This is a genomic window from Nocardia sp. NPDC003693, assembly GCF_053981095.1.
Map to the genome: position 1 here is coordinate 50,158 of NZ_JBSFNO010000036.1, position 22,865 is coordinate 73,022.

Sequence of the window (22,865 nt, forward strand, 5' to 3'; positions counted from 1 at the left end):
TCAGCCCTTTCGCCGGTCCAGTGCCACCAGTACGCCGGTCACCGCCGCCGCCGACAGGAAGGCGAACGCCGAGGCCGAGGTCCACCAGGTGGCGTGAATGCCGGTGAAATCCTGTATCCGCGACCAGAAGCTCACCCACCAGCTGATCGAGCCGGGATTGATGAGCTGGTAGACGACGAAGCCGATCGCCCAGGGCAGCAGCATGAGTGGGCGGGCGGGCGCGTGCTGGGACAGGTCCCAGCTGTGCCGGCCGCGGCCGAAGAAGTAGTCGACGATGAGCACCGCGCTCAGCGGCACGAAGACCGAGCCGATCAGGTACAGGAAGTTGGCGTACCCGCTGAAGTCGCGCACCGGCAGCGCCAGCAGCGTCACCAGCACGCCGACGCCCAGGGCGAGGATGCGGCGGTCCACCTTGGGCAGCAAATTCTGGATGGACATGGCGGTGGAGTACACGTTGGCGAAGGACTGATCGGTCTCGCGCAGCACCAGCACCGCGAAGAAGGCCCAGCCCGCGGCCACCCCGAGCAGGGTGTCGAAGATCTTGTCCGGGTCGCCGCCCGCCTGCAGGATGGCGAGGATACCGAGCAGGTAGCACCAGAACTGCGCGACCGAATAGCCGATGACGGTGGCCCCGGCCGCGCTGCGGGCGCTGCGCGAATGGCGGGTGTAGTCCGCGGCCAGCGGGACGAAGGACACCGAGACCGCCAGGGTGGTGTCCACGGCCGGGAAGAACCCGCTCCAGCTCGCGCCGGCGACCTCCGGAATCGGTTGCCGCAGTAGCTGAATCGTGAAATAGATCAGCGCGATGCCCACCGCGACCGAGACGTACTTGCGTAGGATGTGCAGTACCCGCAGCGGCCAGATGGCCATGACGGTGGACAGCGCGCCGGCGGCGAAGATCACCAGGGCGTGCGGGACCCTGTCATCGGTCAGCGCCGCGACGCCGAGCGCGATGACGGTGAGTTCGTACACGCCCCAGCCGACGCACTGCACGATGTTGGCGACGGTCGGCGCGTAGGACAGCCGGGTGCCGAAGAGCCCGCGCAGCACCGCCATGGCGGGCGCACCCGTCCGGGTTCCCACCATTCCGGTGCCCGCGACCATGGCGATACCGGCCACGGTGCCGAGCAGGGTGGCCAGCAACGCACCCGCGATCGGCAGCGGCGGATGCCCGGTGGGGAACAGCACGTAGGCCGCACCGCTGAAACCGATCAGGCTGACGCCGAGATTCAGCCAGAAGGCCGCCTGGTCGCTGAAGCTCAGCGTGCGCGGCGGCTCGGTGTCGAGCAGCAGCGGCGCTTCCTGGCGGTCGGGCGGTGTAGCGGTGTTCATGGGTCGTGATGCTACGGGGCATTGCAGGCAAAACGGTCAGCAAGCTTCCGGCATACGAGACAGCGCGCGGCGCGACCGGCGACGGGCTCAGAGGCAGAGCATGATCCGATCGCGATTGCGGGGATCCACGCGGATCGACAGGGTGCCACCCACCGCGATCAGCGGGCGCACCAGCGGCTCCACGTCGAACACGATGCGCCCCCGGTAGGTCTCCGAACCCGGCACCACCAGCTCCAGATCGATCTGGGTCAGCTCGGTGCAGTGATCGGTGCGGCGCAGCGGCCGCACGGCCTCGATGTTGGCCCAGCCTTCGAGCCCGTGCCGCAGCAGTTTGCGATCCTCGCGAGAAGGGCGCTGCGCCAGCAACATCGCCCCGCCCAGGAAACAGCCGAACAGCCCGACCAGGGCCACCACCTGCAGGGCCGCCGTGCCGGGCGGGGTGCGCGGCAACAGCCACGCGAGCCAGACGGCGAGGATGATCAGGTACAGGGCGGTCACGCCGAGCACGGTGCGTATGACGCGCGCGTGGTCCATGAGAACCTCCACCACGGCTGCTGGAACTCCAGGATAGGTCCCGGAATCCGCGCTCGGTGCCGGATCGACGCGCCCGGTGCCGGAGTGCGGCACTCTCGTTATCTACGACAGAGTTCCGTAGTGCCGCAGGTGAATTGGCCGCGGCCCGGCACGTCTACGGCGCGGTGCGCAGCGCGGTGAGCGCGTCCAGATCCAGGGGGATGCTGATTCCCTCGAGCTCGAGGGTGACCCGGCCCGTGTGCTCGCCGGTCGGTTCGTACCGGTCACCGCGCAGCCGGTGAGTGCGCAGGCACACCGTGCCCTCGATGTCGAGCAGCCAGTACTCGGCGATGCCGCTCTCGGCGTATTCGGTCATCTTCATGATCCGGTCGGTGCGCCGGGAGCCGGGAGAGATGATCTCCACGGCCGCCAGCACATCCGCGGGTTCCACCCGGTCGGCGTGCGCGGCGCCGGCCGCACCGCCGACCACCAGCACGTCGGGCACCCGCACCGTCGGCGGCGTGCCGTCGTCGATCACCAATTCGATGCGGGCGAGCGCGGCCACCGAGCGCGGCAGCGCCGGTTCCAGCTGCGCCGCCATGCGCCAGACCGCCAGCTGATGGCGCGGCGGCTGCGGCGCGACCACCAGCACCCCGTCCACGAGTTCGCGGCACCGGCCGCGTTCGAGCTCGGGTAGCGCGGACCACTCGCCGAGGGTCAATAGGTGATCAGGCCAGGACGCAACCGTTTTCAGCGCTGCTGTAGTAGTCGGGCGCACCATGGGGACCAGTCTTCCACGCCCGGCAATCACACAGCGATGTTTCAACCCTTCAACCGCAGAACCGCGAGCACCCGGCGATGGTGGAGATCCGAAGGCGGCAGCTCGAGCTTCATGAAGATGTTGCCGATGTGCTTCTCCACCGCGCGCTCGGTCACCGTGAGGGCGTGCGCCAGCGCGGAATTGGACAGCCCCTGCGCCATCAGTTCGAGCACCTCGCGCTCGCGCGGGGTGAGCCGAGCCAGTGAATCCTGTTGCCGTGCCGCGCCCATGAGCTGGCTCACCACTTCCGGATCGAGTGCGGTGCCGCCGGTCGCGACCCGCTGCAGGGCGTCGATGAAATCCCCGATATCGGCCACCCGATCCTTGAGCAGGTAGCCGACCCCGCCGGCGCCCGCGGCGAGAAGTTCGGTGGCGTAGCGGGTTTCGATCCACTGCGAGAACACCAGCACCCCCGTGTCCGGGTGGCTGCGGCGCAGCTCCAGCGCGGCGAGCAGACCCTCGTCGGTGAAGGTGGGCGGCATCCGTACATCCACCACCGCTACTTCCGGGCGATGTTCGACGACCGCCGCGCGCAGGGCCGTGCCGTCGCCGACCGCGGCCACCACCCGGTGACCGCGGTCGGCGAGCAGGGCCACCAGCCCGTCGCGCAGAATCGCGTTGTCCTCGGCCACGACCACCCGCAGCGGGGCCTGGGGATTCGCGGTGCTCACCGGCGTTCTCCTCTCGGGGCGGGCGGTGGTGCTTTGAGGTGCGTCATTGCGGGCCGTCGAGCGGCAGGACCAGGGTGACCACGGTGGGCCCGCCGATCGGACTGTCCACGGCGAGGGTGCCGTCCACGGCCAGGGCGCGCGCGGCCAGCCCGGCCAGCCCGCCGCCGACGGTGCGGTCACCGCCGTTGATCACCGGCTGCAGCGCGCCGCCACCGCCGTTGTCCCGCACGCTGACCGCGATGCGGTCGCCCCCGGTCGGCAGCACCGCGACCCAGATCCGGTTCGCACCGGCGTGTTTGGCCACGTTGGTGAGCAGCTCGGCGACCGAGAAGTACGCGATCGACTCGATGGCCGGGCTGGGCCGGCGCGGCAGCATGACCCGCAGTTCCACCGGGACGGCCGAGCGCGCCGCGAGGGTCTCCAGCGCCGCCTCCAGGCCGAGTTCCAGTGCGGGAGGATGGATTCCGCGCACCAGCTCGCGCAGTTCGGTCAGCGCCTCCTTGGATCCCGCGCGAGCCTGGGCGATGAGTTCGCTCGCTTCGCCGCCGGCGGCCAGGCGTTCCTCGGCGCGGCCCAGCATCATGGCGATGCTGACCAGGCGGGCCTGGGTGCCGTCGTGCAGATCGCGCTCCAGGCGGCGCAGGGTCGCGGCGGCGTCGTCCACGGCGGCGCGGCGGCTCTGCTGCAGTTCGGCGACCCGCCGGTCCCGGGCGGTCGGGGTGAGCAGCCAGCGCGCGAGCAGCCGGTGCGCCCAGCACACCGTGCGAATCAGCCAGGGCAGGGCGAAGCAGAGCACGATGCCGATCGCGGACGCCGCCAGATTCCGGGGCCAGGAGTCGACGTAGAAGTCGCCGATCTGGAACAGCGAATGATGCTCCACCCCTTCGGAATCCAGGTTGACCGGGTGGAACAGCGCCCAGGGGATGGGGGAAAACGCCAGGAAGACCGACATCGCGACGACCACGAGGGTCAGATAGCCGACCACCACCCCGAGCGCGCCCTGCACCACCAGGAACGCCAGCGCCCGCCAGGACACCTGATCGGTGAACGCGCCGCGCAGCCAGCCGAGCAGCCCGGGCCGGGACGCGAACGGCGGGGGTTCGGGCAGGTCGTTGTCCAGCAGTGCGCGATTGAGCCCGCGATAGACGTGGCCCCAGATCCGGCCGCCGAGAATGACCGCCGCGAGCAGCGGGATCCCGACCAGGAAGATCGAAAGATAGCCCGCGCCACCCAGTCCGAAGAACAGGTAGGTGGCGGCCGCGCAGTCCAGCACGAAGACCACGACGAGGTAGAGCAGTTCCTTCCAGGTCCGCAGCCGGAACGGGGCGAGCAGCACCGCGCGCCACACGGGCTCGGGCGCGGTGGTCTCCGGCGGCGGTCCGGCGGGCGGCGGGTTGTCGGTCGAATCGGGCATATCGAGTACCAGGGTAGGCAGGGCGGCGGTTTCGCTCATCACCCCATCGTTCTCGCGCGGGGTGGGTGCGGGCGATGGAGCAGGCCCGTAAATGCGGGGTGTGGACAGCACCACCACCTAGCATCATGCCTATGAGCTATGAGTATCCGCCGCCGGGCAATCCGCCTCCGCCGCAGCCCGGGTACTACGGTGCGCCGCCCCCGGATCATCCGCAGGCCACCACCGTCCTGATCCTGGGCATCCTGAGCCTGGTGCTGTGCCAGTTCCTCGGGCCGGTGGCCTGGGTGATGGGCAAGCGTGCGCGCGACGAGATCGACGCCTCGCACGGCACCCTCGGGGGACGCGGCATGGTGAACGCCGGGTACATCTGCGGCATCGTCGCCACCTGCCTGCTCGCCCTGGGTCTGCTGGTCGTCGTGATCGCCATCGTGGTCGGTGCTTTCAGCAGCACCACCGCCTAGGCACGCGCTCACCGCGCCGTCGAAATACGATGGTGCGGTGAGTTACCCGCCCTACGGCTATCCCGCTTACCCGCACTACGGCCCGCCGCCGGACCATCCGCAGGCCACGACCGTCATGGTGCTCGGAATTCTGAGTCTGGTGCTGTGCCAGTTACTGGGTCCGGTCGCGTGGATCATGGGCGCCAAGGCACGCCGGGAGATCGACTACTCCGGCGGCCAGATCGGCGGGCGCGGGAACGTGCAGGTCGGCTACATCTGCGGCATCATCTCCACCTGCATCATGGGGCTGTTCATCCTCGGATACGGCGGCGTGATCCTGTACGCCGTGACCTCCGGCTCCTGGTGACCGGAGCGGGCGCCGGCGCGGCGGTCACTACGATGTCCGGGTGAGCTCCGCCCCGACAGCCGACGATCCACTCGCCCCCGGTCCGACCGAATGGGGCGAGCATCCGCACGGCGTCGGGCCCTGGTCGGCGGAGTACGGCTCCGAACCGCCCGCCGATCCCCGCCTGGATCTCGAACTGCTCGCGCACGGCGACCGCCGCAACGTGGTCGACGCCTACCGGTACTGGACCCGCGAGGCGATCGTCGCCGATCTCGACTCCCGCCGGCACCCATTCCACGTGGCCATCGAGAATTTCGGGCACGACGCGAACATCGGCACGGTCGTGCGCACCGCCAACGCCTTCGGCGCGGCCGCGGTCCACATCGTCGGCCGCAAGCGCTGGAATCGGCGCGGCGCCATGGTGACCGATCGCTACCAGCACATCCACCATCACGCCGATACCGCCGAGCTGCTCGAATACGCTGCCGCACACGGTCTTACGGTCGTCGCGGTGGACAACGTCCCGGGCTCGGTGCCGCTGGAGACCGCCGACCTGCCGCGCGACTGCCTGCTGCTGTTCGGCCAGGAGGGCCCCGGCGTCACCGACGCCGCCAAGCACGCCGCCCGGCTCACCGTCTCCATCGCCCAGTTCGGGTCCACCCGCAGCATCAACGCCGGCGTCGCGGCGGGCATCGCCATGCACGCCTGGGTTCGGGCACACGCCGATCTGACCGACGCCTGGTAGCCGCGCCGCCGGGACGGACCGTCCCACGCCGGCCGCGCCGCCGTCCCGACTTTTCCGCCGCGCGGGCCCCGCCACCGGCCGAACAGCGGGCGCGCGCCGGAAAGTGGTAACAAATCAGCCACATGGCGGGCTGTCCGGCTGGCACGATATGTCCATGACTTCGCGGACCGGGCGTAATACCGAGTCGAGCGCTGCTTTGTGGGCCGAGCGCGCCGATCTGGCGGAGTCGGCGATCGTGGCGCGGCACCTGCGCCCGCTGTGGGCGATTCCGGGGACGACGCTGGGGGTGGTGGGCTGGCCCGCCACCAAGCGCGAGCGGGCCTTCATGTTCTGGCACTACTGGTGGCAGGCGCACCTGATCGACTGCGCGGTCGACGCGGCCAATCGCGCGCCGACCCCGGCCCGGCGGCGGCGGATCGCGACCGTCGCGCAGGGGATGCGGGTTCGCAACCTCACCGGGTGGACCAACAACTACTACGACGACATGGCGTGGCTGGCCATCTCGCTCGAACGCGCCGAGCGGACCCAGGGCATCACCGAGGTGCGCGGTGGGCTGCTCGCGCTGGAGAAGGACCTGTACACCGGCTTCGAGCCGCAGTTCGGCGCGGTGCCGTGGCGGCGCGGATCGGACTACTTCAACGCCCCGGCGAACGGACCGGTCGGCATCGCCATGGCCCGGCTCGGCCGCTACGCCCGCGCGCAGGAGATCTCCGACTGGCTCGATGACACCCTGCGGGACAAGAACTCCGGCCTGATCCTGGACGGCATCCACCTGCCCTCGGGCGAGATCGAGACGCCCGCCTACAGCTACTGCCAGGGCGTGGTGCTCGGCCTGGAAACCGAATTGGCCGTGCACACCGGCGAACCCAGGCACGTCGACCGCGCGGTGCGCCTGCTAGCGGCCATCGAGGAACATCTCGTGGTGGGCGGGGTGGTCACCGGGGACGGCGGCGGCGACGGCGGCCTGTTCAACGGCATCCTGATCCGCTACCTGGCCCTGATGGCGCTCATGCTCCCGGGCGAGGAACCGGCGCAGGTGAACGCGCGGCGCGGGGCGGCGGACATCGTGAGCCGCTCGGCCGTGGCGGCCTGGGAGAACCGGCTCGACGTGGACGGGAACCCGCTCTTCGGCCCGGATTGGCGACAGCCCGCGCGACTACCGCGCATCTCCGGCGCGGGCATGCTCGAGGGCGGTTCGGTCACGGCCTCGCGCAACCCCGAACGTGATCTGTCGGTGCAGCTTTCGGGCTGGAAGCTGATGGAAGCTGCCCATGTTGTCTCGGCAGCGGGATTCTGAGCTCAGGCGGTGTGGCGGTGCACCTGGGGAATGGGCTCGGTCTCGCACTCGAGGTCGAAATCCTCGGCGGGACGGGCCATCTCCACGCGGTACTGGCGCACGCCCACGATCGTGCCGAGCACCAGGCCCACGATCAGCGTGCCGATCACCGCGGGCATGAGCCAGTCCATGCCCTCCAGGAAATTGCCGGCGTAGAAGCCGACGAGCAGCAGCACCGGCGCCCAGATGATCGCGCCGATGGTGGAGGCGATCGTGTACCGGCGGTGATCCATGCCCGCCGCGCCCGCGACCAGCGGGCACAGCGTGCGCACCCACGGAATCCAGCGCGCGACCAGAACCGCCAGGAATCCGTGCCGATGCAAGAGGTCGGCCACCCGGGTCAAATTCTGGGTGTTGATGTACTTGCCGTTCTTTCGAGCCACCAGGTGATCGCCGGTTCTCTGCCCGATCACGTACCCGACCTGGTTGCCCGCGACGGCGGCGATCATCGCGCCGACCGATAGCGCCCAGACGTGCGCTTCGCCGGAGCCGTGCGCGGCCAGCACGATGCCCGCGGTCAGCAGCATGGAATCACCGGGCAGGAAGAGCCCGATGATGAGCGCGCATTCGAGAAAGACAAAGGTCAGGACCACTGTCCAGACCAACACCGGTCCGGCCGTTTCGAGCGGTCCGAAACCGCCCATGGCGACGTTCATCGGGTGGGTGGACACCTTTTGGCTCAGCGGTTCGGCTCGTTCGTGATGACCGCGAACTGCTCGGTGTCGGCGTTCGCGTTCGCATCAGCGGGTTGGGCGTTCCGGTTGCGCAGGTTCCGCAGCACCGCGCCGATGCCCGGCAGGATCGAGATGAACACGATCAGCAGGAAGATGGCTTCGATGTTCTTGCGGATGAACTCGACATTGCCCAGGAAGTAGCCCAGCACCGTGATGCCGCCGCCCCACAGGATCGCGCCGACGATGTCGAAGGCGACGAACTTGCGGTAGTCCATCTTGGACACCCCCGCGAGCACCGGCATGAACGTGCGCACGATGGGCACGAAGCGGGCCAGGATGATGGTCTTGGGGCCGTGCTTCTCGAAGAACTCGTGCGTCTCGGTGACGTACTTCTTCTTGAAGAAGCGGCTGTCTTCCTTCTTGAAGATGGCCGGGCCGATGCCGCGGCCGATCCAGTACCCGGACTGATCACCGAGGAACGCGACCAGGATCGTCAGCGGCACCAGCACGAAGATGTTGAGTCCGGCGGGCGCGGGATCCTGGGCGGCGAGCATGCCGCCGGTGAACAGCAGCGAGTCGCCGGGAAGCAGCGGGAACAGCAGGCCGGTCTCGATGAAGACGATTGCCAGGATCGCGCCGAGCACCACTTTGCTCAGCCATGTCTCGGTGAGGAGGTACATGGGATCGAGGATCTCGGGCATCGCGACGGTGGTCGTCACGGCATCGGATACGGCCAGCAAGGTCACGGCCACCACCCTACCGGTGATTGCTATGTCACACCGAACCTCGAAGGAACCTCACAAACTTGTCAGGTGTCCGGGGCCTGTTCCGAGGCAATTGCCAGGCGAAAAGCCGATTGGCTTAGTGTGTGGCCTGACAGAATTTGTTGTACACAGCACACCACAGTGGAGGTCATTGTGCCCATCGCGACTCCGGAGATCTACGCCGAGATGATTGCTCGGGCCAAGGAGAACTCCTTCGCGTTCCCCGCGATCAACTGCACGTCGTCCGAGACGATCAACGCCGCGATCAAGGGTTTCGCCGATGCCGGCAGTGACGGCATCATCCAGTTCTCCACCGGTGGCGCCGAATTCGGTTCCGGACTGGGTGTCAAGAGCATGGTCACCGGTGCGGTGGCGCTCGCGGAGTTCGCGCACGTCGTCGCGGCCGAGTACGACATCACCATCGCGCTGCACACCGATCACTGCCCGAAGGACAAGCTGGACACCTTCGTTCGCCCGTTGATCGCCATCTCGGCCGATCGCGTCAAGTCCGGCCTGAACCCGCTGTTCCAGTCGCACATGTGGGACGGCTCGGCCATCCCGATCGACGAGAACCTCGAGATCGCCAAGGAACTGCTCAAGCAGTGCCATGCCGCGAACATCATCCTCGAGGTCGAGATCGGCGTCGTCGGCGGTGAAGAGGACGGCGTCGAGGCCGAGATCAACGACAAGCTCTACACCTCGCCCGAGGACTTCCAGAAGACCATCGACGCGCTGGGCGCGGGCGAGAACGGCAAGTACCTGCTGGCCGCCACCTTCGGCAACGTGCACGGTGTGTACAAGCCGGGCAACGTCGTGCTCAAGCCCGAGGTGCTCGCCGAGGGCCAGCGCGTCGCGGCCGCCAAGCTGGGCCTCGGCTCGGACGCGCAGCCGTTCGACTTCGTGTTCCACGGCGGTTCGGGCTCGCTCAAGAGCGAGATCGAGGACTCGCTGCGCTACGGCGTGGTGAAGATGAACGTCGACACCGACACCCAGTACGCCTTCACCCGCCCGGTCGCCGGTCACATGTTCGGCAACTACGACGGCGTCCTCAAGATCGATGGTGAGGTCGGCAACAAGAAGGTCTACGACCCGCGCAGCTACCTCAAGAAGGCCGAAACCTCCATGGCCGCGCGCGTTCTCGAGGCGTGCAACGACCTGAAGTCGGCGGGCCGTTCCATCAGCGCCAAGTAAGGTAAGCCACGAGCCGGAGAAAACTCCGGCGCAGTGAGCTGAGCGTGCCGCGGCTGCCCAGTGCTGCCGCGGCCGTTCGCTGTTATACGAGGTGCAGGGCAATGACTCTCGATGTGCGGGTCCTCGGACCTGTGCAGGTGCTGGTCGGCGGCCGTCCAGTGCTGGTCGGCGGCCCCAAGCCGCGCGCGCTGCTCGCGGCTCTGACCGTGAACCGGCGACGCGCGGTGTCTTCGCAGGCGCTGGCCAATTACGTCTGGAACGACGATCCGCCGGATTCCTACCAGGCCAGCCTGCAGGTGTTTGTTTCCAATATTCGCAAGACGCTGCGCAACGCGGGCGTCGACTCGGTCGCCGTGCTGCGGACCGAGGCGTCCGGGTACCGCCTCGAGATTCCCGACGAGGATTGCGACCTCGGGCGCTTCGAGAGCATGCACCGGGCCGGCAAGGAAGCCGCCGCGCTCGGCGATCACGCGGGCGCGGCGCGGCTGTACGCGAGCGCGCTGCAGGAGTGGAGCGGGCGGGCGCTGGACGATCTGTCCGGGCTGTCCTTCGCCGGGGATTTCGCCACCGCCATGAACGAGGAGCGGCTGCTGGTCGCCTCCGCGCGCATCGACGCCGAGATCGCCTGCGGCAACGCACGTTCGGTGATCGGCGAGCTGGTGTCGATGACCAACGCGCATCCGCTGCGGGAGCCGCTGTGGGCCCAGCTCATCACCGCGCTCTACCTCTCGGACCGCCAGGCCGACGCGCTCGAGGCGTGCCGCCGGGTGCGCACGGTGCTCTCGGCCGAGCTCGGCATCGATCCGGGTCCGGCCATCACCGCGCTGGAACAGCGGGTGCTGCGCCAGGAGCCGCTGCACACCGGCGCGATCGCCGAGATCGAGGCGCAGGCCAAGGCGATGACCGAGACGGTCACCGAGATGCCGCGGGCCATCCGGGCCGGGCAGCTGCGGACCGCGAGCGGGCGGGCCATTCCGATCGGCATCGGCGGCATCAAGATCGGGCGGATGGTCGACAACGACCTGATCCTGGACGATCCCAAGGCGAGCCGGTACCACGCGCACATCACGCCGAGCCGGGCCGGACTGCTCATCAAGGACCTGGGCTCGGCCAACGGGGTCTACATCAACGAGACGGCGATCGAGACCTCGGTGGTGCTCGCCGACGGGGACGCCATTCGCATCGGCTCGACGACGTTCGTGTTCCACGCGGCGCGCTGATCGGGGCGCGTGCGAGATTCTCCGGCGAGTACGGCTGCGCCGCGGGGAAAGCCGGGTAGGGTCGTTCGCCGGGTGTGTCCGGTGAGTCCTATCGAAGGGTGACGCATGGCCAAGCGGATGCTGGCCGCCGTGGGCGCGGTGGTCGTCGGGGCCGGGATGCTGGTGTCCTCCAACGCCCAGATCGCCCTGGCCGAGCCGGCGGAAGCCGAAGCGGGGAAACGGATTCCCGGTATCGGCCCGTGCAAGACCGATCCCGCGCCGGTGCACGAGACCCTGGTGCCGGACCGGATGGAGGTGCCCATCGCCTATCCGGTGGTCACCGTCGATCCGGGGCCGCCGAAGGAGAACAAGACCCGGGTCGCGATGGAACTGCCCGCGGATCCGTGTGAGAACCCCTGCCCGGACCTCACCGATCGCCCCGACCCCGCGCCCAATCTCAATGAGCTGCTGGGGATTCCGCAGCTGATCCTCAAGCCGCAGCCGTTCCACTTCGCCTTTCCCGACCCGGATCCCGAGCCGCTGCCGCCCGCGCCCGAGGTCGCGCAGCCGATCATCGAGGCCGCGCCGCAGGCGCCCGCCCGGCCGCTGCCGCGGGTCTCGCAGGTGCGCGAGGTGGCCAAGCTGACCGGAGCGAATTCGATCAACCGGACCGACAAGCGCTGGCAGGTCGAGGGCACCGACCTGGGCATCATGTGGGAGAGCAAGCCGGGCGAGATCGCCATCGCGTTCGGCGACTCGGTGGGCGACGACTTCCATCCGCCGGGCGGGTTCGGCAACGACTGGCGCAGCAATCTGCTCGCCTTCAGCACCGATCGCGAGCTCGGCGACGGGGTCACCTTCGACAGCTTCGTCACCGACAGTCGTTGCCACGCCGTCGAATTGCTGACCAGCAAGAAGCTCGACAACATCGAGATCACCACCATCCCGACCTCCGGATTCGCCATCGGGGACCGGCAGTACATGAGCTACATGTCGATTCGCACCTGGAACTCGATCCCGGGCACCTGGTTCACCAACTACGGCGGGCTCGCGTACTCCGACGATCACGGGCAGACCTGGGTCAAGGACCCGCACGCCAAGTGGGACAACATCTTCGGCGTCTCCAACTTCCAGGTCAGCGCGATGGTGCCCGAGGGCGACTACGTCTACATGTTCGGCACGCGCAACACCCGCCTCGGTGCGGTGGGGCTCGCCAGGGTGCCGAAGGACCAGGTGCTCAACACGACCGCGTACCAGTACTGGCGCGACGGCGCGTGGACGCCGGTCGGCGGGTACCAGGCCGCCTCGACCATCGTGGACGCGCCCGCGGCCGAACTGTCGGTGAACTACGACGCCGAGCGCAAGGTCTGGCAGATGAGCTACCTCGACACCGCGAAGGCGGCCCTCGTTGTGCGGGAATCGGATTCGCCGCAGGGCGTGTGGTCGCCGAGTGCGGTGACGGTGACCGCCGCGCAGTTCCCGGAGCTGTACGGCGGATTCATTCATCCGTGGTCGACGGCGAACGATCTGTACTTCACCATGTCGACCTGGAACGACTACAACGTCTATCTGATGCACGCGCGCGTGGAGTAGCGCGGGGAACGGGAACTCCGGGAACGGGAAAGGGCGGAACGCACGGGATGTGCGTTCCGCCCTTCGCCTTCACGTGCCTTCACGTCGCGGATGGTCCCGGCCCGGTCCCGGCGCAAGACGGGATCGGTGTGGTGGCGGCTGCCGCCGTTTGGGCTTCCGCGCGCCTCGTTGGTACGCGACGATGCTCGGCCGCGCGACGGTCGGCCTCGGCCGAACAGTCGCGCTCAGCCCTGCGCGGTCGCGCTGGAGAGCCGGACCTCGGCCACGGCCCGGCCGAAGAGCTTCTTGCCCTCCGACGTCGCGCCGAGAACGACGGTGGCCGAACCGGTTTCGGCGTCGACCGACTTCACCTTGCCGGTGAACTCCACGAAGGTGGGCGCGGTCGGCTGCACGGCGACGAAGCCGGAGAACCGCACGCTGAACTTGCTGAGGGCGGCCGGATCGCCGAGCCAGTCCACCAGGTAGCTCGCGGTCAGGCCCATGGTGAGCATGCCGTGCGCGACGACGGTCGGCAGGCCGACCAGTTCGGCGGCGGCGTCGCTGAAGTGAATGGGGTTCGGATCGCCGGACACGCCCGCGTAGTTGACCAGGTCGCCGCGGGTGAGCGGGATACGGGAGCCGGGCAGTTCGGTGCCCGCGGTCAGGGTGCCGGTCGTGGGCACGGTGTGCACCGGCAGGGCCGGGGCGGGGGTGCGCAGTTCGCCGACCTCGTCGGGGTCCAGCAGGATGAGCCCGGACGGGTCGAGGGAGCCCTCGGCGTTGGAGTCGGTGACGTGGCCGTGCATGACCAGGCCCGAGACCATGTCGGCGGCGGCCGGGTCGATCTCGACGCCGCGGCGGGCCACGATGGTGGTGGTCGCGACCAGGACCGGCAGGGCGTCGGCGTCGGTCAGCGTGACCTTGATGGTGATGAAGTCGTTGTCGCCGAAGATCCGGATGTTCTCCACGGCCACGTCCACCGACAGCAGGTCGCCGCCGACGATGGGCCGGTGGTACTCGAAGATCTGGTCGGTCTGCAGGATCTGCGACACGTCGTATTCGGTGAGCACCGTGCCGATGAGGCTGCGGGTGGTGGCCGCGCCGATCACCGAGGCGAAGGTGGGGGAGGCGATGAGGCCGGCGTAGCCGAGCGCGTTCGCGTGCTCCTCGTGGTGGTGGGCGGGGTGGTCGTTGCGGACGGCCCGCGCGAATTCGCGAATCTTCTCGCGCCCGACGTCGTAGTGATCGCGGACTCGAAAGTGCCGTCCGACCAGATCGGTGGCGGTGGCGATAGTCGCCTCGGCCGTCTCCGGCATGGTGTTCAGCTCCCTGCAATATCGAAACCTGGTGGGCAATGGCCGCTTCGGCGCAAGCACGACACCACGGCTGTACGGGCCGCCGTGGCGCCGACACAGCCGTGGTGGCTGGCCCAGACAATCCGCAGGATGTTACCCAGGTGTTGGGCTGCTGACCAGGTGTATGTGACGTTCGTCGCGGGTGGCGGCGCTCATACGCCACCTGCCCACGAGGAACATCGGTGCGAAGGCCCGCGATGTAACCGTGGGTTCCCTCACGGCAGGGCAGGACCCGCCGGACAGTGTCCGTGAAACGACACCGGCACCCCGTCGATCGACGGGGTGCCGGTGTCGTGGGACTGGCGTTACTGCTGGCCGGTCGGCGGGTCGCAGACCTTCCAGCCGTCGTCGGTGCGCTGGAGGTCGAAGGTGCGGGCGGACTGCTTGCCGGGGTCGGCCTCGGTGTAGACCGTGGCCTGGGCCAGGGCGGCGTCGCCGGTGATCCGGATCGCGTCGACGCTGCGCACCACCGGAATGCTCTTCTGCTCCTTCGACGTCTGGTAGACGCCGGCGAACTGCTCCGCGGAGATGTTCTTGTAGAAGTCGTGCTGGGCACCGCAGGTGATGCCGCGAAGGGCGTCGAGATCGCCGTCGGACAGGGCGTCGGTGTAGGTGCCGATCGCCTGCTTCACCTGGCCCTCGGGTGAGTCGTCGGTGCCGCCGCCGAAACCGATCACCGCCGCGATCACGGCGATCACCAGCACCACGACGCCCGCGCCGATGAGCAGCAGCTTCTTGTTCGGACCGGCCTTGCCCGGCGCCTTGTCGTCACCGCCGTCCGCGCCCGCCGCGGGAATCCGCTGCGGCTGCGCCACCTCGCCGCTCGCCGGAATCCGTTGCGGCGGTGCGACACGCCCCGCGTCCGCGACGTTGTACACCTGGGTCGCGTCCTGCGAGCCGCCGAAAGCCCGGCCCGCGTCCTGCGCGCCGCCGTCCTGCGGACCCTTCTGCAGCTGCGGGCCGCCGGCGCCGCCCGCGAGCGCGCCCCCGGCCTGCGCGCCGCCCGGGAGGTTTCCGGGGCCGCCGGGCCCCTGCGGGCCACCCTGCCCCTGCGGGCCCTGCCCGCCGCCGGGCCGTCCCTGCGGATTGCCTTGCGCGCCAACGGGACCGCGTGGGCCGCCCTGGCCGCCGGGTCCCTGGGGTCCACCCTGGCCGCCGGGGCCTTGGGGTCCGGCCTGGCCGCCGGGTCCCTGGGGACCGCTTTGGCCGCCGGGTCCCTGAGGTCCGCCTTGACCGCCCGGTCCCTGAGGACCGCCCTGGCCGCCGGGGCCCTGCGGATTGCTCTGGCCGCCGGACCCTTGGTTACCGAGCCCTTGCGAACCGCCCGGTCCCTGCGAGCCTGCCTGGCCGCCGGGGCCCTGTTGACCGCCGTGATTGCCGGGGCCCTGGGGATTGCCGCCTTGGCCCGGACCCTGGGGGTTGTTCTGCGCACCGCCGGGACCCTGCGGGCCCTTGTGTAGCTGTGCGGCGCCCGCAGCGCCAGCGGCGGCGGCGCCGAGCGCGGCGGCCGAACCCTGTTGTCCGCCTTGCGCGCCCGGGCCGTTGGGGCCGCCCTGCGTGCCGGGTCCCGGCTGACCGCCGGGCCTACCCTGCGGATTGCCCTGTGCGCCTGCGGGTCCGGCGGGACCGCCGGGTCCCGCGGGTCCGCCCTGGGGGCCGCCGGGAACGCGGGGGCCGTTCGGACCCTGTGGACCCTGTGCGCCCGGGCCCTGCGGCGCGCCGGGCCCGACCCGCTGGGGGCCGGGGGGCATCGCGCGCGGGCCGCGGATCGGCTGCGCCGGCGTGGTCGGCTGCATGTCGGCCGGGGAGGGTGCGGAGGCGGGACGGCGCTGGCCGAACGGGGGCCGCGGCGCGTTCGGAGGCGCGGGGTGCGTCTCCTCCACGGACTGATCCTGGTACGAGGGGTGATCCGGGCCAGCGCCGCGCGGACCGGCGTTGCCCGGCCCCGCGGTGCCGCGCGGCGAGCTCGGCGGCTTGCTGACCGCCCGCCCCTGCGGCCCGCTGACGCGGATCTTCTGCGTCGCCCCGTCGCCGCTCACCACCGGGAAGGCGGTGGTCGCGTCATCGGTGACCGGAACCTGCTTCATGGCAACGGTTTTGGCGTCGGCCACACCCTCGTGCGGCGCGTCTCCCGGCGCATCACCGCCGGGTTCGCCTGCCGCGCCGGCCTTTCCGCCCGGACCGTCCACCACGGGCGCACCGGCGGCCGCGATGTCCCCTGCCACACCCAGCTCGGAGTCCGGCTCCCCGGCCCCCTCACCCTGCGTGAATCCACCCTGACTGTCCCGCGCGGCACCCTCGGCCCCGCCGAGCCGCACCGTGTCGCCACCGCCTGCCGCGTCGCCACCGCCTGCCGCGTCGCCACCGCCTGCCGCGCTACCGGCACCTGCCGCGTTACCGCCTGTCGCGCCGCCCGCTGCACTGCCTGCCGCGACATTTCCTGCCGCGCCACCGACGCCTGCCGCGCCCGTCGCATTGCCTTGCTGCACAGCGCCGCCGGTCCGACCGGCATCGCCGACCTGGCCACCGCCGACGGGAGCTTGGTCGCGGTCGCCGGCTCGGCCACCGCCGACAGCCGGACCCGCATCGCCGGACCGGGGCTGCCCGACCGGCTGCCCGCCGCCGACCGGCTGCGCGTCGCGATCGATCCGATCGCCGGATTGCCCAGCGCCGCCGGAGAGTTCGCGATCATCGGGTTGACCGACGCCGGCCGGTCGGCCCGCATCGCCCGTCCCGCCGCCGGCGCTCGACGCGTTCCGAGCGTCCTGCGCCGCGGGGGACTGGGCCCTGGGTCCGGACGTGGCCGCCGGCATGGGGGTGGTCGCCGCACCGGCGATGGTGCGGTCGTCTGTGCCGTCAGCCGTCCCACCGTCACTGCTCGGCGCGCTGTCGGCGACGTTCCGGTCGCCAGGGGTGCCGGGCTGCCCTGTCGCACCGGCGGATTGGGCTCCGGCGGCGGAAGTCACCTGGCCGGCCGCGCCCGCGGCCTGGTTCGGCGCGTCACCGCGGTCCGCCGCGCCGCCCGCCGCGCCCGCGCCGGTTCCGCCCGCCGGGCTCGCGCCGCCTGCCGCGCCCGCGCCGGGCGCGCCGCCCGCCGGGCTTTCGATCTTGCCCGTGGGAACGTCCGCCGACCCGGCGCCCGCGTCGGGCCGGGGCACGGCGTCGAACTTCGTGGTGGCGGCCTCCGGCGACACGCCCGGGGCGGCGGGGGAGTTCTGCGGGGCCCGGCCGGGCTGGTAGCGGGTGGTCGGGCCGTCGTACTGGATGGTGGCGAAGCCGGGGGTGGCCGGGGGGTTGGGCTGCGCGGGTGCGGGATTCGCGGGCGCGCCGGGCTTGCGGATCACCTCGGTGGCGGCGGTGGGGGCGGGTTCCGACGCCGGAATCTCGGTTTTGGCGGTGTCCTGGTCGGCGCCCGTGCCTGGGGCTGCCGGATCGGCAGGGCCGTGTGGCTTCTGGTCGTCCTTCGAGTCGGACACGCGCTACCCCTCATTTTCGGCGGAAACTGTCATTCGACGGTCAGCCTACTGAGCATTTTGGTAGTCGGTGCAGAATGATCGGCATGACCTCCTTCGGTGATCTGCTCGGACCCCAGCCGGTACTGCTTCCGGAAAACACCGACGCCGAGGAAGCGCTGCTGAATCATCAAGACCCGGTGCAGGTCGCGGCGGCGCATCCGACGGCCTCCATCGCCTGGGCCCACCTGGCCGAGGGCGCGCTCGAGCGCGGCGGCGAATCCGCCACGACCCCGGTGGTGAACGCCGACATCATCGCCGCCTACGCCTTCGCCCGCACCGGCTACCACCGCGGCCTGGATGCCTTGCGCCGCAACGGCTGGAAGGGTTTCGGCCCAGTGCCGTGGAGCCACGAACCCAATCAGGGCTTCCTGCGCGCGGTCGGCGCGCTCGCCAAGGCGGCCCGCTCGATCGGCGAGACCGACGAGTACGCGCGCTGCCTGGATCTGCTCGAGGACTGCGACCCGCGCGCCGCCGCCGAACTCGGGCTCGACTGACACCTTGACCGCCAGTGGGCTGGGCACGACGCTCGACGCCGCCAAGGACAGCGGCGTAGCGCGCATGCGCACCGCCGCCACCCGGGTCCGCTCCTCGCTGCTGCCGATCCTGCAGTGCGCGGTCGGCGCGGGCCTGGCCTGGTTCATCGCGCACAACGTGATCGGCCACCCGCAGCCGTTCTTCGCGCCGATGGCGGCCATGATCTCCATCGGGGTCTCCTTCGGTGCGCGCCTGCGCCGGGCGGTGGAGCTGATCGTCGGCGTCGCGGTCGGCATCGGCATCGGCGACCTGTTCGTCTCGTACTTCGGCACCGGGGTCTGGCAGATCACCCTGCTGGTCGTCGCCGCCATGTGCACGGCGGTGTTCCTGGACGGCGGCCCGGTCATCACCATGCAGGCCGCGTCCTCCGCGGTCCTGGTGGCGACGCTGCTGCCACCCTCGAGCGGCGCGTCGAACCTCCGCATCATCGACGCCCTGGTGGGTGGTCTGGTCGGCATCGTGGTGGTGGCGGCGCTGCCGCTGCATCCGGTGCGCCGGGCCCGGCAGCAGGCGGCCGACATCCTCGGCGTCATCGGCACCGGGCTCACCGACTGCGCGGACGGCCTGCTCGAACACGACGCCGACAAGATCAAGGCCGCGCTGGAGGCCGCCCGCGGCACCCAGTCCCGCCTCGATTCGCTGCGCAGCACCCTCGACGGCGGTCGCGAGATCAGCAGAATCTCACCGCTGTACTGGAATTCGCGCAAGCGCATGGCACGCCTGCGCGAGGTCGCCGACCCGCTGGACAACGCCACCCGCAACACCCGCGTGCTGCTGCGCCGCGCCCTGTCCCTGGTCCGCGACGACGAGATCCTGGACCCGCGCCTCACCCTCGAGGTCGAGGCGCTCGGCAAGGCCGTGGAGGTGGTGCGCGCCATGGTGCTCGCCGATCCCGGCGACCAGCCCGACGCCGCCGAGGCCACCCGCGTGCTGCGCACCGTCGCCAAGGGCGCGACCAAGGACCTGGTGGAGGGCGCGGGGATCTCCGCGCACGTGGTCTTCGCCCAGACCCGTTCGATCGTGGTGGATCTCATGCGGGTGTGCGGGGTGAGCCGGCTCTCGGCCATCGCGCTGCTGCCGCCCACCGTCGCGAATCCCTATGTGACGCCCGTCGATTGATTCGAGTAGTCCGCTACTCGGGATATACGGCCGGCGCGCCGATACCGTTCGAGGCAGGCCGGGCACGCGAGGGGTGGCCCGGCCTCGAACTTTCCGGCCGCTCAGTTCCAGAAGCGCAGCAGCGAACTGCCGTAGGCGATCCAGTCCCGCGGGATCCCCGACAGCCCGAACAGCGAGTCGATCGCCCCGAAGAACACGTCCCGCAGCTCCGGCACGAACAGCAGCGCCACCAGCAGCAGCATGCCGTACGGCTTGATCTGATCCATCGAACGCCGCGTCTGATAGCTCAGCGACGGCTCGAGAATCCCGTAGCCGTCGGTGCCCGGAATCGGAATCAGGTTCAGCACCGTCGCCATGATCTGGAAATACGCGAGATAGCTCAGCCCGAACCAGAACGCGGGATGTGAACTCTCACTGCCGAAGACGCGGATCACCACCAGCAGCACCAGCGCGCACACCGCGTTCACCGCGGGTCCGGCGGCACTGAGAATCCGCTGGGTACGCGGGCTGAAGTTGTGCGCGTGCACGTACACCGCACCACCCGGCAGCGCGAACCCGCCGATCGCGATGAACAGCATGGGCAGCACGATCGACAGCAGCGGATGGCTGTACTTGAGCGGATTCAAAGTGAGGTAGCCGCGCATCTCGACCTCGCGGTCCCCGGCCCGGTACGCGACGAAGGCATGGGCGAATTCGTGCAGGCACAGCGACACCACCCAGCCCGCGATCACCATGATGAAGACGCCGAATTCCGCGGTCCTGGAGAACACGTCGGAGTTCCACGCCAGGACGCCGCCGGCCACCGCGACGGCGACCACGAGCAGGAACACGGGGCTGGGGCGGACCGCGCCCGTGGCCCGGCCGATCGCGCGGGGCGAGTTCATCGGACTCCTCGTCGGTGCCCGGTTGCCTGGTTCGGGAGCGTCAACGTACCAGCAGCCACGGTTCGTGATGCCGATAGAAAGTGGAGCGTCGCACCGGCTTGTCGGTGGTGATGCCGTCGCGGGTCACGACCCCGCCGCGGGTGCCGAGCTGCATGGCGCGCCCCTGCACCCAGCGCTTCTTGCGCAGGCCGCGCTGGACGGTGGCGTGCAGGCCCGGCATCTCCAGGGTCGGCGAAATGTGCAGTGCGGGGACCTTTCCGGTGAACAGCCGGGTGTCGTCGACGTACGCCTCGCCCTCGAGCTTCTCCCCGCCCTCGCCGACGATGGTGGCGCGACCGATCAGCACCTTGCCGGTGTCGTCGCGGATCAGCGGGGTCTCGGTGGCCCGGCCCTCGAGCGCCAGTTTGGCGGCGGCCGAACCCGTCCCGGTGGCGTACGCCCGCGAGCCGTAGGTCCGATCGACCGGCACGTAACCGATCTCCACCCCGAGCCGCTCGGTGCGCATCAGATGGGTCAGCACCGCGGCCAGCCCGGCGTCCTCGCCGAGCACGATCAGGCGCGGCAGGCTGTCCGCCGCCATGACCGGCAGCAGTTCGTCCAGGACCGAGGTGTCCGGGAGCGCGGAAGTCTGTGTGAGCGGGAGCGAGGCCAGGGCGATCGGTACCGGCGCGCCGTCACAGCGGAGAACATGGGTACTCAACTGCCGTACACCCGCCTCTGACTCGCCAACACATCGCCTCACTGCGTTCACGCGGACGCCCTGCCGGTCCGGCTCCCTTTGTCACCTTAGCCCTGTTCGACGGCACCCGCCGCGCCGCGCCGAACGGCTCGCTCGACCGTGCGCGGGGTCACCCCGATCCCCGCGTGTCCGATTCGGCGTGGCACGCTCACGGCCCCTCGCGGCCCGGCGCGCGCGATCGTCGCAGGGTATGGGCGCAGCGAGTAATACGTCGTCTATTAGACTGTTCTTCCGGCCACCGCCTTCTGACGGCGGGTAGCTGCAGCATCACCGGTGCTGCGCGTCGAACCCGTAGGAGACTCCTCATGCCGGCAATCGTGCTGATCGGCGCCCAGTGGGGCGACGAGGGCAAGGGCAAAGCGACCGATCTGCTCGGTGACAGGGTCAATTGGGTCGTCCGATACCAGGGCGGCAACAATGCCGGTCACACCGTCGTGCTCCCCAACGGGGACAAGTTCGCGCTGCACCTGATTCCGTCCGGCATCCTCACCCCCGGCGTCACCAACGTCATCGGCAACGGCGTCGTCGTCGATCCGGGCGTGCTGCTCACCGAACTCGCGGGCCTGGAAGAGCGCGGCGTGGACACCTCCCGCCTGCTGCTCTCCGCGGACGCGCATCTGATCATGCCGTACCACGTGGCCATCGATAAGGTCACCGAGCGCTTCCTCGGCAACAAGAAGATCGGCACCACCGGGCGCGGCATCGGCCCCTGCTACCAGGACAAGGTCGCCCGCGTCGGCGTCCGCGTCGCGGACGTGCTGGACGAGAAGATCCTCACCCAGAAGGTCGAGGCCGCACTCGAATTCAAGAACCAGGTGCTGGTCAAGATCTACAACCGGCGCGCGCTGGACCCGCAGCAGGTGGTCGAGGAGGTGCTCGGCCAGGCCGAGGGCTTCAAGCACCGCATCTCCGACACCCGCCTGCTGCTCAACCAGGCGCTGGAGCGCGACGAGATCGTGCTGCTGGAAGGCTCGCAGGGCACCCTGCTGGACGTCGATCACGGCACCTACCCCTACGTGACCTCCTCCAACCCGACCTCGGGCGGCGCGGCGGTCGGTTCGGGCGTGGGCCCCAACAAGATCCAGACCGTGCTCGGCATCCTGAAGGCGTACACCACCCGCGTGGGTTCGGGTCCCTTCCCGAGCGAGCTGTTCGACGAGTTCGGCGAGTACCTGGCGGACAAGGGCGGCGAGGTCGGCGTGACCACCGGCCGTGGCCGGCGCACCGGCTGGTTCGACGCCGTGATCGCCCGCTACGCCACCCGCGTCAACGGCATCACCGACTACTTCCTCACCAAGCTGGACGTGCTGTCGAGCCTGGAGACCGTGCCGATCTGCGTGGCGTACGAGATCGACGGTGAGCGTTTCGAGGAAATGCCCACCACCCAAACCGATTTCCACCACGCCAAGCCCATCTACGAGGAGATGCCGGGCTGGTCGGAGGATATCTCCGGGGCGCGCACCTTCGAGGAGCTGCCGGTGAACGCGCAGGAGTACGTGCTGCGGCTGGAGAAGCTCTCCGGCGCGCGGATGTCCTGCATCGGCGTGGGACCGGGCCGCGATCAGACGATCGTGCGGCACGACATCCTGGGTTGATCGGGACCGGTTCGCGGTTGTGAACTTTCCGCCCCCGCTGCTCGAAAGCAGCGGGGGCGGAATGTTTTTCGTGCTTGTTCGACTCGGGCGGGGCCGCCCGTGCTCCG

General features: G+C 70.0%; 21 protein-coding genes. 10 read left to right on the top strand and 11 right to left on the bottom strand.

The genetic code is table 11. The annotated features are described in order from the left end of the window. The 5 genes from ACWDOP_RS30470 to ACWDOP_RS30490 all read right to left on the bottom strand — a co-directional run bounded on the left by ACWDOP_RS30470 (position 1) and on the right by ACWDOP_RS30490 (position 4,789). Positions 1–1,332, bottom strand: coding sequence for a purine-cytosine permease family protein (locus ACWDOP_RS30470; protein WP_456347805.1), 1,332 nt, complete (start codon positions 1,330–1,332; stop codon positions 1–3). A gap of 87 nt (positions 1,333–1,419) precedes the next feature. Further along, positions 1,420–1,866: a hypothetical protein gene (locus ACWDOP_RS30475; RefSeq protein WP_454204498.1), complete on the bottom strand. Its 447-nt coding sequence runs from the start codon at positions 1,864–1,866 to the stop codon at positions 1,420–1,422. A 154-nt stretch (positions 1,867–2,020) separates the two neighbouring features. Then, the gene (locus tag ACWDOP_RS30480) at positions 2,021–2,566 is read right to left on the bottom strand and encodes a Uma2 family endonuclease (RefSeq protein WP_456347806.1); all 546 of its coding nucleotides are present in this window, start codon (positions 2,564–2,566) and stop codon (positions 2,021–2,023) included. Positions 2,567–2,667: 101 nt separating this feature from the next. Continuing rightward, a complete protein-coding gene (locus ACWDOP_RS30485) occupies positions 2,668–3,309 on the bottom strand; it encodes a response regulator (RefSeq protein WP_456347826.1) in 642 nt (213 codons plus the stop codon). A 70-nt stretch (positions 3,310–3,379) separates the two neighbouring features. Continuing rightward, positions 3,380–4,789, bottom strand: a complete 1,410-nt coding sequence (locus ACWDOP_RS30490) for a sensor histidine kinase (protein ID WP_456347807.1) — start codon at positions 4,787–4,789, stop codon at positions 3,380–3,382. Positions 4,790–4,881: 92 nt separating this feature from the next. Between ACWDOP_RS30490 and ACWDOP_RS30495 the strand changes: the two genes are divergently transcribed. The 4 genes from ACWDOP_RS30495 to ACWDOP_RS30510 all read left to right on the top strand — a co-directional run bounded on the left by ACWDOP_RS30495 (position 4,882) and on the right by ACWDOP_RS30510 (position 7,578). Beyond that, complete coding sequence (locus ACWDOP_RS30495) at positions 4,882–5,211, top strand: DUF4190 domain-containing protein (RefSeq protein ID WP_456347808.1); 330 nt, start codon at positions 4,882–4,884, stop codon at positions 5,209–5,211. A gap of 37 nt (positions 5,212–5,248) precedes the next feature. After that, positions 5,249–5,557 carry a DUF4190 domain-containing protein gene (locus tag ACWDOP_RS30500; protein ID WP_454204502.1) on the top strand — a complete coding sequence of 103 codons (309 nt, stop codon included), beginning with the start codon at positions 5,249–5,251 and terminating at the stop codon, positions 5,555–5,557. Between the two features lie 40 nt (positions 5,558–5,597). Next, positions 5,598–6,281, top strand: coding sequence for a TrmH family RNA methyltransferase (locus ACWDOP_RS30505; protein WP_456347809.1), 684 nt, complete (start codon positions 5,598–5,600; stop codon positions 6,279–6,281). Between the two features lie 154 nt (positions 6,282–6,435). Then, on the top strand, positions 6,436–7,578 hold the full coding sequence (locus ACWDOP_RS30510) for a glycoside hydrolase family 76 protein (protein WP_456347810.1): 1,143 nt from the start codon (positions 6,436–6,438) through the stop codon (positions 7,576–7,578). 2 nt (positions 7,579–7,580) lie between these two features. On the opposite strand, the gene ACWDOP_RS30515 is transcribed toward ACWDOP_RS30510, so the two are convergent. Both ACWDOP_RS30515 and ACWDOP_RS30520 read right to left on the bottom strand, forming a co-directional pair. Then, positions 7,581–8,273: a DedA family protein gene (locus ACWDOP_RS30515; RefSeq protein WP_454204505.1), complete on the bottom strand. Its 693-nt coding sequence runs from the start codon at positions 8,271–8,273 to the stop codon at positions 7,581–7,583. A 23-nt stretch (positions 8,274–8,296) separates the two neighbouring features. Then, positions 8,297–8,992, bottom strand: coding sequence for a DedA family protein (locus ACWDOP_RS30520; RefSeq protein WP_456347827.1), 696 nt, complete (start codon positions 8,990–8,992; stop codon positions 8,297–8,299). A 216-nt stretch (positions 8,993–9,208) separates the two neighbouring features. On the opposite strand from ACWDOP_RS30520, the gene fbaA reads away from it, so the two are divergent. From fbaA to ACWDOP_RS30535, 3 genes are all read left to right on the top strand, one after another. Then, entirely contained in the window at positions 9,209–10,246 is a 1,038-nt protein-coding gene (fbaA, locus tag ACWDOP_RS30525; protein WP_454204506.1) for a class II fructose-bisphosphate aldolase, read from the top strand. Between the two features lie 101 nt (positions 10,247–10,347). Next, positions 10,348–11,466: a BTAD domain-containing putative transcriptional regulator gene (locus tag ACWDOP_RS30530; RefSeq protein ID WP_456347811.1), complete on the top strand. Its 1,119-nt coding sequence runs from the start codon at positions 10,348–10,350 to the stop codon at positions 11,464–11,466. 105 nt (positions 11,467–11,571) lie between these two features. Further along, complete coding sequence (locus ACWDOP_RS30535) at positions 11,572–13,038, top strand: DUF4185 domain-containing protein (protein WP_456347812.1); 1,467 nt, start codon at positions 11,572–11,574, stop codon at positions 13,036–13,038. 224 nt (positions 13,039–13,262) lie between these two features. On the opposite strand, the gene ACWDOP_RS30540 is transcribed toward ACWDOP_RS30535, so the two are convergent. Both ACWDOP_RS30540 and ACWDOP_RS30545 read right to left on the bottom strand, forming a co-directional pair. Continuing rightward, positions 13,263–14,333, bottom strand: a complete 1,071-nt coding sequence (locus ACWDOP_RS30540) for a fused (3R)-hydroxyacyl-ACP dehydratase subunits HadA/HadB (RefSeq protein ID WP_456347813.1) — start codon at positions 14,331–14,333, stop codon at positions 13,263–13,265. A gap of 344 nt (positions 14,334–14,677) precedes the next feature. Next, positions 14,678–17,848 carry an Rv0361 family membrane protein gene (locus ACWDOP_RS30545; protein ID WP_456347814.1) on the bottom strand — a complete coding sequence of 1,057 codons (3,171 nt, stop codon included), beginning with the start codon at positions 17,846–17,848 and terminating at the stop codon, positions 14,678–14,680. Between the two features lie 83 nt (positions 17,849–17,931). On the opposite strand from ACWDOP_RS30545, the gene ACWDOP_RS30550 reads away from it, so the two are divergent. Next, complete coding sequence (locus ACWDOP_RS30550) at positions 17,932–18,381, top strand: DUF3151 domain-containing protein (RefSeq protein ID WP_454204511.1); 450 nt, start codon at positions 17,932–17,934, stop codon at positions 18,379–18,381. A gap of 64 nt (positions 18,382–18,445) precedes the next feature. Further along, positions 18,446–19,540: an FUSC family protein gene (locus tag ACWDOP_RS30555; protein ID WP_456347828.1), complete on the top strand. Its 1,095-nt coding sequence runs from the start codon at positions 18,446–18,448 to the stop codon at positions 19,538–19,540. A 101-nt stretch (positions 19,541–19,641) separates the two neighbouring features. Here the strand turns inward: ACWDOP_RS30555 and ACWDOP_RS30560 are convergent, their stop codons facing one another. Both ACWDOP_RS30560 and ACWDOP_RS30565 read right to left on the bottom strand, forming a co-directional pair. Beyond that, positions 19,642–20,424 (bottom strand): site-2 protease family protein, encoded by a 783-nt coding sequence (locus ACWDOP_RS30560; RefSeq protein WP_456347815.1) that lies wholly within the window; start codon positions 20,422–20,424, stop codon positions 19,642–19,644. 40 nt (positions 20,425–20,464) lie between these two features. Next, positions 20,465–21,124, bottom strand: coding sequence for a hypothetical protein (locus ACWDOP_RS30565; protein ID WP_456347816.1), 660 nt, complete (start codon positions 21,122–21,124; stop codon positions 20,465–20,467). 344 nt (positions 21,125–21,468) lie between these two features. Here ACWDOP_RS30565 and ACWDOP_RS30570 point away from each other — a divergent pair, with 344 nt between their 5' ends. Then, positions 21,469–22,758 carry an adenylosuccinate synthase gene (locus ACWDOP_RS30570; protein WP_454204514.1) on the top strand — a complete coding sequence of 430 codons (1,290 nt, stop codon included), beginning with the start codon at positions 21,469–21,471 and terminating at the stop codon, positions 22,756–22,758. The last annotated feature ends 107 nt before the right edge of the window (positions 22,759–22,865 follow it).

Bases quoted from the DNA above. Each gene is read 5' to 3' on its own strand.
- ACWDOP_RS30470 (WP_456347805.1), bottom strand. From the start codon at position 1,332: ATGAACACCGCTACACCGCCCGACCGCCAGGAAGCGCCGCTGCTGCTC.
- ACWDOP_RS30475 (WP_454204498.1), bottom strand. From the start codon at position 1,866: ATGGACCACGCGCGCGTCATACGCACCGTGCTCGGCGTGACCGCCCTG.
- ACWDOP_RS30490 (WP_456347807.1), bottom strand. From the start codon at position 4,789: ATGAGCGAAACCGCCGCCCTGCCTACCCTGGTACTCGATATGCCCGAT.
- ACWDOP_RS30495 (WP_456347808.1), top strand. From the start codon at position 4,882: ATGAGCTATGAGTATCCGCCGCCGGGCAATCCGCCTCCGCCGCAGCCC.
- ACWDOP_RS30510 (WP_456347810.1), top strand. From the start codon at position 6,436: ATGACTTCGCGGACCGGGCGTAATACCGAGTCGAGCGCTGCTTTGTGG.
- ACWDOP_RS30515 (WP_454204505.1), bottom strand. From the start codon at position 8,273: ATGAACGTCGCCATGGGCGGTTTCGGACCGCTCGAAACGGCCGGACCG.
- ACWDOP_RS30520 (WP_456347827.1), bottom strand. From the start codon at position 8,992: ATGCCCGAGATCCTCGATCCCATGTACCTCCTCACCGAGACATGGCTG.
- ACWDOP_RS30530 (WP_456347811.1), top strand. From the start codon at position 10,348: ATGACTCTCGATGTGCGGGTCCTCGGACCTGTGCAGGTGCTGGTCGGC.
- ACWDOP_RS30535 (WP_456347812.1), top strand. From the start codon at position 11,572: ATGGCCAAGCGGATGCTGGCCGCCGTGGGCGCGGTGGTCGTCGGGGCC.
- ACWDOP_RS30540 (WP_456347813.1), bottom strand. From the start codon at position 14,333: ATGCCGGAGACGGCCGAGGCGACTATCGCCACCGCCACCGATCTGGTC.
- ACWDOP_RS30550 (WP_454204511.1), top strand. From the start codon at position 17,932: ATGACCTCCTTCGGTGATCTGCTCGGACCCCAGCCGGTACTGCTTCCG.
- ACWDOP_RS30555 (WP_456347828.1), top strand. From the start codon at position 18,446: ATGCGCACCGCCGCCACCCGGGTCCGCTCCTCGCTGCTGCCGATCCTG.
- ACWDOP_RS30560 (WP_456347815.1), bottom strand. From the start codon at position 20,424: ATGAACTCGCCCCGCGCGATCGGCCGGGCCACGGGCGCGGTCCGCCCC.
- ACWDOP_RS30570 (WP_454204514.1), top strand. From the start codon at position 21,469: ATGCCGGCAATCGTGCTGATCGGCGCCCAGTGGGGCGACGAGGGCAAG.